Annotated in this window: 8 protein-coding genes; 6 read left to right on the top strand and 2 right to left on the bottom strand. The window is 66.2% G+C overall.

The genetic code is table 11. The annotated features are described in order from the left end of the window. Positions 1–14 precede the first annotated feature (14 nt). On the top strand, positions 15–1,064 hold the full coding sequence (locus OH705_RS10465) for a 3-oxoacyl-[acyl-carrier-protein] synthase III C-terminal domain-containing protein (protein ID WP_023630065.1): 1,050 nt from the start codon (positions 15–17) through the stop codon (positions 1,062–1,064). A 46-nt stretch (positions 1,065–1,110) separates the two neighbouring features. Here OH705_RS10465 and zwf read toward each other — a convergent pair whose 3' ends face one another. Then, positions 1,111–2,619: a glucose-6-phosphate dehydrogenase gene (zwf, locus tag OH705_RS10460; RefSeq protein WP_023630066.1), complete on the bottom strand. Its 1,509-nt coding sequence runs from the start codon at positions 2,617–2,619 to the stop codon at positions 1,111–1,113. Further along, on the bottom strand, positions 2,620–3,639 hold the full coding sequence (gnd, locus tag OH705_RS10455; protein ID WP_267302229.1) for a phosphogluconate dehydrogenase (NAD(+)-dependent, decarboxylating): 1,020 nt from the start codon (positions 3,637–3,639) through the stop codon (positions 2,620–2,622). It lies immediately after the preceding gene. A gap of 161 nt (positions 3,640–3,800) precedes the next feature. Here gnd and OH705_RS10450 point away from each other — a divergent pair, with 161 nt between their 5' ends. The 5 genes from OH705_RS10450 to OH705_RS10430 all read left to right on the top strand — a co-directional run bounded on the left by OH705_RS10450 (position 3,801) and on the right by OH705_RS10430 (position 12,612). Then, positions 3,801–3,968 carry a DUF6026 family protein gene (locus OH705_RS10450; RefSeq protein WP_263158849.1) on the top strand — a complete coding sequence of 56 codons (168 nt, stop codon included), beginning with the start codon at positions 3,801–3,803 and terminating at the stop codon, positions 3,966–3,968. 490 nt (positions 3,969–4,458) lie between these two features. Beyond that, complete coding sequence (gene glgA, locus OH705_RS10445; RefSeq protein WP_094010496.1) at positions 4,459–6,018, top strand: glycogen synthase GlgA; 1,560 nt, start codon at positions 4,459–4,461, stop codon at positions 6,016–6,018. Positions 6,019–6,032: 14 nt separating this feature from the next. Beyond that, a complete protein-coding gene (treZ, locus tag OH705_RS10440; protein ID WP_267302124.1) occupies positions 6,033–7,775 on the top strand; it encodes a malto-oligosyltrehalose trehalohydrolase in 1,743 nt (580 codons plus the stop codon). Continuing rightward, on the top strand, positions 7,772–9,841 hold the full coding sequence (malQ, locus tag OH705_RS10435; protein WP_267302123.1) for a 4-alpha-glucanotransferase: 2,070 nt from the start codon (positions 7,772–7,774) through the stop codon (positions 9,839–9,841). The genes treZ and malQ overlap by 4 nt, the downstream gene beginning before the upstream one ends. Then, positions 9,838–12,612 carry a malto-oligosyltrehalose synthase gene (locus tag OH705_RS10430; protein WP_267302122.1) on the top strand — a complete coding sequence of 925 codons (2,775 nt, stop codon included), beginning with the start codon at positions 9,838–9,840 and terminating at the stop codon, positions 12,610–12,612. Before malQ ends, OH705_RS10430 begins: the two co-directional genes overlap by 4 nt. Positions 12,613–12,616 lie beyond the last annotated feature (4 nt).

Genomic DNA, 12,616 nt, shown 5'->3' with positions numbered 1-12,616 from the left:
AACAAGGACGTTTTATGAAGATTGTCGGATTATCCGGAATACTGCCCTCACGCTGCGTCAGCAACCAGGACGTTATCAACCTGGTGGAAGAACACTCCCGCAACACTTTCCAGGAAGACTTGCCGAAAACACTGAAGACCATCGGCAAGTTGCTGGAAAAAAGCGGCAGCGACACCCGCCATTGGCTGGCGGCTGACGAGACGCCGATGCAATTGATGGAAGCGGCGTTCGACGCGGCGCTGGCCCAGGCCAATATCAGCAAGGCCGACCTGGACCTGCTGATCTACCCCAACGTCACCCGTGGCTTCATCGAGCCGGCCAACAGTACCTTCATCGCCAAGGCACTGGGGCTGAACTGCCGCAACTTCGATGTGGTCGACGCCTGCAACGGCTGGGTGACGGCGATGGACGTCATCAACAGCAAGATGCAAGCGGGTGAAATCCGCTACGCCGCCATCGTCAACATGGAGTTCGGCATGTCGGCGGGCGGGCCGGTGATGCCCAAGAACTTCTCGCTGCAGTCGCCGGCCGAACTGGCCTACAAGTTCCCGAGCTTTACCATCGGTGAAGCTGCCGTTGTCACCATCCTCAGTAATGAAGCAACGGACAACTTCAAGTTCTCGTACATCAACCGACCCGACCTGAGTGACTTGTCGACCATCTCGTTGCCGGATTGGAAACTGTTCTGCAACGAGGCGGATATCGCCAAGATCGAACCCACCGGTGGCCAATATCAATTCAACTCCTATGCCGCCGCCCTGCACGAAGATGGTCGCAACGAAGCGATCAAAGTCTTCAACCTACAAAAACTCACCGCGGACGACGTGCACAAAGTGTTCATCCATACCGGCTCGCCGAAGATGTGGGAACATATTGGCCAGATGATCGGCGTCGATCACAAGTTGCATCACGTCGGGCACAAGACCGGCAACATCATTACCGCGTCGATTCCCTTCGGTATCTTTGATGCGATGAGCCGGGGCGAAGCCGAGCAAGGCCAGTTCTGCATGGGCTGGGCGGGCAGTGGCGGGATGGTGTTCTCGGCCCTGTCGTTCACTTTGTAGGGCATATTTGCGCACCTACCGCCAACGGCGGTAGGTTGCTGCAGGCTCACCCCAGCGTATGCCACTCGCGCTTGTCCCGCGCCAGCAACTCATCACCGGCCTCGGGGCCATCCTCTCCCGCCGCATACTCATGCACCTCGCCACCCTCGGCCGCCCAGGCATCGAGGAACGGCTGCACGGCACGCCAACCGTTCTCGATATTGTCGGCGCGCTGGAACAGGGTCTGGTCGCCGGTAAGGCAGTCGTAGATCAACGTCTCGTAGCCGGTCGCCGGGGTCATCTTGAAGAAGTCCTTGTAGGCGAAACCCAGCTCGACATTTTCCATCACCAGCTCCGGCCCCGGGCGCTTGGCCTGCAGGTCGAACCACATGCCTTCGTTGGGCTGAATCTGGATCTTCAGGTAGTTGGGCTTGGGCCGCTCCAGTTCGCTTTCGCGGAACTGCGCGTAGGGCGCCGGTTTGAAGCAGATGGCGATCTCGGTGTCGCGCACGCTCATGCGCTTGCCGGTGCGCAGGTAGAACGGCACCCCCGCCCAGCGCCAGTTGTCGATCATCACCTTGAGCGCGACATAGGTCTCGGTCTGGCTGTGCGGGGCGACATTGGCTTCTTCGCGGTAGCCGGGCAGTTTCTTGCGTCCCTGCTTGCCGGTGCTGTACTGGCCACGCACGGAATTGCGCAGGGCCATCTTTTGCGACCAGGGACGGATGGCGCCGATCACCTTGGCCTTTTCACCGCGCACGGCATCAGCGCCGAAGGCCGCCGGCGGCTCCATGGCGACCATCGCCAGCAGCTGGAACAGGTGGTTGGGCACCATGTCGCGCAGAGCGCCGGTGTTGTCGTAGAACGCCCCGCGCGTCTCGACGCCGACGGTTTCGGCGGCGGTGATCTGCACGTGGTCGATGTAATGATTGTTCCAGAACGATTCGAACAGGCCGTTGGAGAAACGGCTGACCAGGATGTTCTGCACGGTTTCCTTGCCCAGGTAATGGTCGATGCGGTAGATCTGCCGCTCGTTCATCACCTTGAGCAGGCAAGCGTTGAGCGCTTCGGCGCTGGCAAGGTCAGTACCGAAGGGTTTCTCCACCACCACCCGGCGAAAGCCGCCGCCCGACTCGTCGAGCAGGCCGGCGTCGCCCAGGCGCTGGGCCACCTCGGGGAAGAAGCGTGGCGAGGTGGCCAGGTAGAAAATGGCATTGCCATGGCCGGTTTTAGCGATGCGCCGAGCCAGGGCCTGGTAAGTCTCGGGGTCGAGGAAGTCGCCGGTCTGATAGTCCAGGCGCTTGGCCAGGCGCGCCCAGAGCTTTTCGTCCAGGCACTTGGCACTCCCTTCCGCGCCCTTGTCCCGCGCCTGCATGAAGGCATGCAGGCGCGCGGCAAAGTCCTCGGCCGTGGCCGGGTTGTGGTCGACCCCAACGATACGCAGGTTGCGGTCGAGCAGGCCGTCACGGCTGAGGTTGTACAGCGCCGGCATCAGCAGGCGCTTGACCAGGTCGCCGTTGGCGCCGAACAGGAACAAGGTGCATGGCGGCGCCGCGGGGATGGTCGGTTTAGTCATTTAGTCCTTCTTTTTCTCGACGTGGCCGCCGAAGCCCAGGCGCATGGCGGAGAGGATCTTGTCACCGTAGGTGCCCTGCTGCTGGCGCGAGCGGAAACGGGCGAACAGCGCGCTGGACAGCACCGGCACCGGCACGGCCTGTTCGACGGCGGCGTCGATGGTCCAGCGCCCTTCGCCGCTGTCGGACACCGAGCCACTGAATTCGGTCAGTTGCGGGTCGGCCACCAGCGCGTCGGCGGTCAGGTCCAGCAGCCAGGAGGTGACCACGCTGCCGCGGCGCCAAACTTCGGCGATCTCGGCCACATTGAGGTCAAAGCGCTGCTCTTGCGGCAACTCCGGGCCACCCTTGCTGCGCAGCAGGTCGAAACCTTCGGCGTAGGCCTGCATCAGGCCGTACTCGATGCCGTTGTGCACCATCTTCACGTAGTGACCGGCGCCGGGCGGGCCAGCGTGGATGTAACCGTGTTCGGCGCGCTCGTGCTCGCCGCTGCGGCCCTGGGTGCGCGGAATGTCACCGACGCCCGGGGCGAGCGCCTTGAACAGCGGTTCCAGGCGCTCGAACACTTCTTTCTCGCCGCCGATCATCATGCAGTAGCCACGGTCCAGGCCCCACACGCCGCCGGAGGTGCCGACGTCGAGGTAGTGCAGGCCACGCTTGCCCAGCTCGGCGGCGCGGCGCACGTCGTCCTTGTAGAAGGTATTGCCACCATCGATGATCGCATCGCCCGGCTCGAGCAGGTCGGCCAGTTGCGCGATGGTCTGCTCGGTGATTTCGCCGGCGGGCAGCATGACCCACACCGCGCGCGGCGCCTTGAGTTTCTGCACCAGCGCCCCGAGGTCGTGGGCGCCGACGGCCCCTTCACTTTCCAGGGTAGTGATGGCTTCGCGGTTGCGATCGTGGACCACAGTGCTGTGACCTGCGCGCATCAGGCGCCTTGCGATATTGCCGCCCATGCGGCCAAGCCCGATGATTCCCAGTTGCATGTGCCGACGCTCCCGTTGGTTTTGCTTTACAACAATTGAAGATTTCAGATTAGTCCAGCGTTCTGGCGTAGGGTTCACCGACGAACGGGGCGACAACGATAAACAAAAAAGTTCCCAAGGGCCTGCAAAGAATTCAGAATGCGCGCCGCGTGAAGCGTCTACGCTTCAAAATGTCACCAGCCATGCGAGGTGTGTCCATGGGTACCCTGATGCCTGCCACTCCCACCCAGACCCTCTATGTCACCGTGCGCCGCGACGAGCTGCGCCAGTTGAAGGATGAGCGGGATGACCTGCGCCAGCAGGTCGCCAAGCTGAACCTGCTGCTTGAACAGGCCCGCCTGCAAGGCAAGGCCGCCGGCCTCTGAATCAACGCCCCATCTGCGTGGGAGCTGCCAGGCTCCCACCTCTTCACAGTTTCCCGCTGTGCTCACCTTGTGCCGCGCCTGTGGCGAATCCGGATCGCCTACGCCGTCTACCCTCATATTTTGCAACAACTCGCCAACGTTTGCGCGGGCAAAGCATCGCCACAAAAATGACCAATGGGTCACTTTCATACCGCTTCGTCTCCTACACTCCAGTTTCGGCCCGCGTTTTGCTCGGAAAAAGTCAGGTAAAAAAGTCGAACTTTCCAAAACCCGGGCAGGTCAGGAATTAAGTAGGGCCGAAGCAAAAGGACTGCCTCACGCCAGGCCCACACCCCCAACCAGTCCATACGTTTTTCGGCGGGAATGCCGAGCGTGCCGTGCCTGCGCGCACGAATCTGGGGCAAGGAACGCACTACGAAGATGCAACAACGATCAGAGAGCAGACCCACGAGCCAACGCCAAGTACACAGAACAAGGGACGGAGAGAAGTATGATCAGTGCCGCTGTCGAACCTCACGTAGAGTCATTCAACCCGGATAACCGCGAGCCGCTGCCTGCGGCCCTCGCCCCGACAGGCAAGGCACCCGGCGCGCAGCGCCAGCATAACCCGAACAAGCGCAAGGTGTTGTTCGTCACCTCGGAGATCGCCGACCTGGTCAAGACCGGCGGACTGGGCGACGTTTCCGCTGCCCTGCCCCGTGCCCTGGCGCACCTGCACGATGTGCGCGTGCTGATCCCCGGTTACCGCCAGGTGGTCGAGAGCGACAACCCCATTCACATCGTAGGCGAACTGGGCGGCCACGCCGCGCTGCCGCCGTGCAAGATCGGCCGCATGGATCTGGCCGACGGCCTGGTTATCTATGTGCTGATCTGCCCCGAGCTGTACCAGCGCGACGGCACGCCCTACGGCGCCAACAACGGTCGCGACTGGCCCGACAATCACATTCGTTTCGCCCGCCTGGGCCTGGCGGCTGCAGAAATAGCCGCCGGCGAAGGAATGGCCCACTGGCGCCCCGACCTGGTGCACGCCCACGACTGGCCGGCCGGGCTGGCCCCGGCCTACATGCACTGGCGCGGCCTGAGCACCCCGACCCTGTTCACCATCCACAACCTGGCCTACCAGGGCGTGTACAGCCGTGGCTGCAGCCCGGAGCTGGCGATCCCAGACCACGCCATGCAGCAGGAAGGCATGGAGTTCTACGGCAAGCTGTCGTTCCTCAAGGCCGGGCTTGCATACGCCAGTCAGATCACCACGGTCAGCGCCACCTACGCCAAGGAAATCACCACACCCGAGTTCGGCTGTGGCCTGGACGGTTTTCTTGCCAGCAAAGCCCAGCAAGGCCTGCTCGGCGGCATCCCCAACGGTATCGACGAAAGCTGGGACTCGGCCACCGACCAGCACCTGGACTACAACTTCAGCATCAACGACTGGGAGGGCAAGGCACGCAATGCCGACCAGGTCCGTGCGCTGTTCGGCCTGGAAGCGAGCGAGGGACCACTGTTTGCCGTGGTTTCGCGACTGGTCTACCAGAAAGGCCTGGACCTGACCCTGGGCGTGGCCGACTACATCGTCGAGCAAGGCGGCCAGATCGCCATCATCGGCCGTGGTGAACCCGAGGAAGAACAGGCCATGCGCGACCTGGCCCTGCGTCACCCCGGCCGCATCGGCGTGCGCATCGGCTTCAACGAGACCGACGCCCGGCGCATGTTCGCAGGCAGCGACTTCCTGCTCATGCCATCGCGCTACGAGCCCTGCGGCCTGAGCCAGATGTACGCCCAGCGTTTTGGCTCGTTGCCGGTGGCACGCAATACGGGCGGCTTGGCCGACACCATCGAGAACGGCGTGACCGGCTTCCTGTTCGACGACTCCACCGTGGACAGCTACCGCGAGGCCCTGAGCCGCGCTTTCTACGTGTATGGCAAGAAGCACCTGCTCAATGCCATGCGCTGCCTGTCGATGACCCAGCCATTCAACTGGTGCCAGGCGGTGGAACCTTACGCGCGGCTGTACGAAGACCTGGTGAAGCAGACCCAGCACGCCTACTACTGAGCGGAGAGCCGACGATGCACAAGCATGGCGCACAGTTACTGGACGCCACGTCGGCGCGCTTCGCCCTGTGGGCGCCGGATGCGCGCAGCGTGAGCGTGACGATCGGGGAGCGGCCACCTGTGGCACTGCTGCCCGACGACGATGGCTGGTACACCGGCATCGCCCCCTGCAAGGCGGGCGAGCACTATCAGTTCGTGATCGACGATGAACTGCGCGTGGCTGACCCGGCCTCGCGCTGCCAGCCCGAGGGCGTGCAGGGCCCCAGCGAACTGGTCGACCTGGGCGGCTACCCGTGGCGTCATCCCTGGCAGGGGCGGCCCTGGCACGAGGCGGTGATCCAGGAGCTGCACGTTGGCCTGCTAGAGGGCTACACGGGCGTTGCCAAGGTGCTGCCGCGCCTGGCCGAACTGGGGGTCAGCGCCATCGAGCTGATGCCGCTGGGGCAGTTCCCTGGCGAGCGCAACTGGGGCTACGACGGCGTGCTGCCGTTCGCCCCGCAGCACAGCTATGGCCGCCCGCAGGACCTGTGCGCGCTGGTCGACGCCGCCCATGGCCAGCGCTTGATGGTGCTGGTGGACGTGGTCTACAACCACTTCGGCCCGGACGGCAACTACCTGCACCGCTACGCCAGCCCGTTCTTCCGTGAAGACCGCCAGACACCGTGGGGCGCGGCCATCGACTTCCGCCGCGCCGAGGTGCGCGAGTTCTTCATCCAGAACGCCCTGATGTGGCTGTGCGACTACCGTTGCGACGGCCTGCGCCTGGACGCGGTGCACGCCATCGACCAGCCGGACTTTCTCGTCGAACTGGCCCAGCGCGTACGCGCCACGGTCGAGCCCGGGCGGCAGGTCTGGCTGGTTCTGGAGAACGAGCACAACCAGGCGACGCTGCTCGAGCAAGGCTTCGACGCGCAGTGGAACGACGACGGCCACAACGCCCTGCACGTACTGCTGACAGGCGAAACCGAAGGCTACTACGCCGATTACAAGGACCGGCCGATCGAGCAGCTGGCGCGCTGCCTGGCCGAGGGCTTCGTGTTTCAGGGCCAGCCCGATCGCCACGGCAGGCCCCGCGGCGAGCCCAGCGGCCACCTGCCGCCCAGCGCGTTCGTGCTGTTCCTGCAAAACCACGACCAGGTCGGCAACCGCGCCCTGGGCGAACGGCTGTCCCGGCTCTGCCCGCCGCAGGCACTGAAGGCCGCCACCACCCTGCTGCTGCTGGCGCCGATGATCCCGCTGCTGTTCATGGGCGACGACGACGGCAGCCGCAAGCCGTTCCTGTTCTTCACCGACTTCCACGACGCGCTGGCCGATGCCGTGCGTGAAGGCCGGCGTGGCGAGTTCGCCCATTTCGAGGCCTTCGCCGACCCGCAGAAGCGCGAGCAGATACCCGACCCCAACGCCGAGACCACCTTCGAGACCTCCAAACCTAGGCAACAGGAGGTGCTGGCCGGATGGCACGGTTTGTACCAGCAACTGCTCGAACTGCGCAGGCGCCATGTCATCCCGCACCTGCCCGGCACCCGCGCCGAGGGCTGCGAGGTACTCGGCGCCAAGGCGCTGACCGCCCGCTGGCGCCTGGGCGACGGCCAGCAGCTGCGCATCGACCTGAACCTCGAGGCCCAGCCCCAGCCGGTCACCCTGCCGGCCCTGCCCCGCCGCCTGTTCGACAGCAGCGACAACGCCCACCCCGACTCGATGCTCGCCGCGCACAGCTGCGTGGTGAGCCTGCTGCCCCCCGACCAGGAGATGCCATGAGCGCAGAGCCCCTTCACCGCCTGGCCGCCCGGGTGGGCCTGGCCCGCGACTGGATCGATGCCAACAACCGCCCGCAGCAGGTCAGCGATGACGTGCTGCGCCAGGTGCTCGCCGGCCTTGGCCACCCGGCCGGCAACGCTGCCGAGATCGACGCCAGCCTGCGCGCCGTGGAGCAGGCCGAAGACAGCGAGCACCTGCCACCGCTGCTGACCGTCGACATCGACCAGCCCCTGGACCTGCAGCGTTACTTCAGCGCCGCCAGCCAGGTCCGCTGCAGTCTGGAAGACGGCAGCCAGCGCAGTCTGACCCTGGACGCCCAGGCGCGGCTGCCGGCCGGCTTGCCCCTGGGCTATCACCGCCTGGATATCGATGGCCGGACCTGTACCGTGGCCGTGGCACCGGCGCGTTGCCATGCCCTGCAAGACTGCGTGGAGCAACCCCCGCCCCGTTGCTGGGGCCTTGCCGTGCAGCTGTACAGCCTGCGGCGCCCCGGCGACGGCGGCTTTGGCGACTGTCTGGCGCTGGAACAACTGGCGCGCCACGCCGCCGAGCGCGGTGCCGATGCCCTGGCGATCAGCCCGATCCACACCCTGTCGGCCTTCGACCAGCACCACTACAGCCCTTATTCGCCGTCCAGCCGCCTGCTGCTCAATGTGCTCTATGCCAGCCCCGGCGTGGTCTTCGGCGAACGCGAAGTGCGCATGGCCACCGAGGCCTGTGAACTGGAGGCGACCCTCGAAGCGCTGGAGCAGCACACGCTGGTGGACTGGCCCAGGGCCGCCGAGGCCCGGCTGCGCCTGCTCGAAGCGCTCTACCGACATTTCAGCCAGGGCGAGCACCCCCTGCGCGCAGACTTCGACAGTTTCCGCGCCAACGCCGGCGAGCAACTGGAACACCACTGCCGCTTCGAAGTGCTGCAGGCCGAGGCGGTGAGCAGCGGCCTGGGCGCGGACTGGCGCAACTGGCCCAAGGCCTGGCACGACCCCTACGATCCCGAGGTCGAAGCCTTCGCCAACGCCTATCCGGCGCGGGTCGAGTTCCATGCCTTCTGCCAGTGGCTGGCCGAGCGCAGCCTGCAGCGGGCCCAGGACGCGGCACGCGGTAACGGCATGGCCGTGGGCCTGATCGCCGACCTGGCAGTGGGCGCGGACGGTGCCGGCAGCCAGGCCTGGAGCCGCCAGGACGAACTGCTGGCGGAACTCAACGTCGGCGCGCCGCCCGACATACTCAATCGCGCCGGGCAAGACTGGGGCATCTGCGCGTTCTCCCCCGAAGGCCTGCGACGCAACGGCTACCGCGCCTTCATCGAGATGCTGAGGGCCAACCTGGCCCATGCCGGCGGCCTGCGCATCGATCACGTGATGGGCCTGCGCCGCCTGTGGCTGATCCCGCGTGGCGCCAAGCCCAGCGAAGGCGCCTACCTGGAGTATCCACTGGACGACCTGCTGCGCTTGCTGGCGCTGGAGTCGGCGCGGCACCAGGCGATCATCCTCGGCGAGGACCTGGGTACCGTGCCCGAGGGCCTGCGCGAACGCCTGGCCGACAAGGCCGTGCTGGGCATGCGCGTGCTGCCATTCGAGCAGCAGCCCCCCGGACGCTTCACACCGATCCTCGACTGGCCGGACAACGCCCTGGCCACCACCGGCACCCATGACCTGGCCCCACTCGCCGGCTGGCTGAGCGGCCGTGATATCGACTGGAGCCACCGCCTGCAATTGATCGATGCCGCCACCGAGCTGCACTGGCGCCATACCCGGGCGCTGGAGCGCGACGGCCTGCGCCGCACCCTGGAACAGAACTACGGGCCACTGCGCGACGATTCGGCACTGATCGACGCAGCGATCCGCTTTGTCGGCCATACCCGCGCGCCGCTGGTACTGGTGCCCCTGGAAGACCTGCTGGGCAACGACGAGCAACCCAACCTGCCCGGCACCACCACCGGCCATCCCAATTGGCGCCGCCGCTTCAAGGCGTCGGTGCGCGAACTGCTGGACGACGAGGACGCCGCCCGGCGTCTGGAACTGCTGGCCCAGGCCCGCGAACAAGCCTGGGAGCGTGACCGATGAAACCCTTGACCGCCACTCTGCGCCTGCAACTGCACAGCGACTTCACCCTCGACCACGCGGTGCCGCTGGTACCTTATTTTGCCCGGCTGGGAATCAGCCACTTGTACGCCTCGCCGATCCTCACCGCCCGCGCAGGCTCGCGCCATGGCTATGACGTGGTCGACCCGACCCGGGTCAATCCCGAACTCGGCGGCGAGGCAGCGCTCGAACGCCTGGTAGCGGCCTTGCGCCAGCATGGCATGGGGCTCATCGTCGACACGGTTTCCAACCACATGGCTGTAGGCGGCGCCGACAACCCCTGGTGGCAGAGCCTGCTGGCCTGGGGCCGGCGCAGCCCCTACGCGGAGTTCTTCGATATCCAATGGCACTCCAGCGATCCGTTGCTGGCCGGGCAACTGTTGCTGCCGTTCCTGGGCAGCGACTATGGCGCCGCCCTGCACAACGGCGAGATTCCGCTGACCTTCGATGCGCACCACGGGCGCTTCGAAGTTGCCCACCATGAGCACCGTTTCCCGATCTGCCCCCTGGACTATCCCCGAATTCTCGGCCAGGCCGAGGACCCGCGCCTGCAAGCGCTGGCGGCGCATTTCAGCGCCCTCGGCGAAGCGGCAGAGCCGTTGCGCGAAGTCCAGCCCCTGCACCGCGAACTGGCGCGCCTGGCCGCTGCCGGCGCGGATCCGCAATCAGCCCTCGCCGCCTTCGACAGCCGCGCAGAAGCAGGCTTCAAGCGCTTGCACCTACTCCTCGAGCGCCAGACCTACCGCCTGGCCAGCTGGCGCACCGCCGCCGACGACATCAACTGGCGGCGCTTCTTCGACATCAACGAACTCGGCGGCTTGCGCGTGGAGCGTGCCGTGGTGTTCGAGGCCACCCACGCCAAGCTGTTCGAGCTGATCGAGCGCGGCCTGGTCGATGGCCTGCGCATCGACCATATCGACGGCCTGGCCGATCCGCGCCGCTACTGCCGCAACCTGCGCCGCCGAGTCGACTCGCTCTTGGCGCGACGCCCCGTCGATGCCGCGTTGGCGCACTTCCCCATCTACGTCGAGAAAATCCTTGGCACGGACGAGCACTTGCACCGTGACTGGCTCACCGACGGCACCACCGGCTACGAGTTCATGAACCAGGTGTCGCTGCTGCAGCACGACCCTGCGGGCGAGCTCACCTTGGAGGAACTATGGCGCAGTACCAGCGAGCGTCCCGAATTCCCCGAGGAGGTTCGCATTGCCAGACTCCTGGTGCTCAACGCCAGCCTGGCCGGCGACTGCGAATCGGTGGCCCAGGCCCTGCTGCAAGTGGCCCGCGACGACTTGATGACCCGCGACCTCACCCTCGGCGCGATTCGCCGGGCGTTGCAGGCGCTGGTCGAGCACTACCCGGTGTACCGCACTTACATCAACGCCTGCGGCCGGCCCGCCGAGGACGAAGCGTTCTTCCAGCAGGCGCTGGCCGGGGCGCGCCAGTCGCTGGGTGAAGCCGACTGGCCGCTGCTCGAGCAACTCGAACGCTGGCTCGGCGGCCAACCCTGGCGGCACCTGCCGCCAGGCCGCCCGCGCAAGCATCTGCGCCACGCCTGTGTGCGCTTCCAGCAACTGACCGCCCCCAGCGCCGCCAAGGCCGTGGAAGACACCGCCTTCTATCGATCCGCCCGGCTGCTGTCGCGCAACGACGTGGGCTTCGACGCTGAGCGTTTCAGCGCCGACGCCGCCTGGTTCCACAACGAAGCACAGCGCCGCCTGCGCGACTTTCCCGACAACCTGCTGGCGACCGCCACCCATGACCACAAGCGCGGCGAAGACTGCCGCGCGCGGCTGGCCGTGCTCAGCGAACGCGCGCCCTGGCTGGCCAGCCGCGTCGAGCACTGGCGCGAGCTGGCCGCGCCGTTGCGCGAAACACTGGACGATGGGCAAGCGCCAAGCCCCGGCGACGAGCTGCTGCTGTTGCAGACGCTGCTCGGCAGCTGGCCGCTGGAGCTCGACCTGGAGGATGCGCAAGGCCTGCAGCGCTACGCCGAGCGTATTCGCCAATGGCAATGCAAGGCGCTGCGCGAGGCCAAGCTGCGCAGTAGCTGGGCGGCGCCCAATGAACGCTACGAGGCGGCTTGCGCGGCCTATGTCGACGGCCTGCTGCTGGACGAGGAAAACCAGCAGCTGCGCCAGTCCCTGCATGAGGCCGCGCAGCGCCTGGCCTGTCCCGGCGCCTTGAATGGCCTGGTGCAGTCCCTGCTGCGCATGACCACCCCCGGCGTGCCGGATTTGTACCAAGGCAACGAATACTGGGACCTCTCGCTGGTCGACCCGGACAACCGCCGCCCGGTGGACTACCCGGCCAGGCGCGCCAGCCTCGACGACGGCACGCCACTCGCCGAGCTGCTCGCCCACTGGCGCGATGGCCGCATCAAGCAGGCCCTGGTGGCCCGCGTGCTGGACGCCCGCCAGGCCCATCCCGAGCTGTTCCAGCGCGGCGCCTACCTGCCACTGACCGTGCAGGGCCGCCACGCCGACCAGGTGCTGGCCTTTGCCCGCCTCGGCCAGAGCGAGCGCGCCGTCATCGTTGTGCCACGGCTGGCCAGCGCCCTGTTGGGCGCGGCCGCCACTCCGTTGATCCCGGCACAGAACTGGGACGATACCCGGCTTGTACTGCCGTTTGCCCTGTCGCCTGCCAACTGTTCGGGACTTTTCGGCGGCGGTGCGGTCAGCCCTTCAAGGGAGCTGATGTTGAGCACCGTGCTGGCGGAGTTTCCGGTCAATGTGTTGATTGATCATGCCTAACTGT

It is taken from the genome of Pseudomonas sp. BJa3, assembly GCF_026343815.1.
Classification (GTDB): Bacteria; Pseudomonadota; Gammaproteobacteria; order Pseudomonadales; family Pseudomonadaceae; genus Aquipseudomonas; species Aquipseudomonas soli.
Note: the sequence above shows the minus strand (reverse complement) of the source record. Positions and strands in the feature narration are given on the sequence as shown.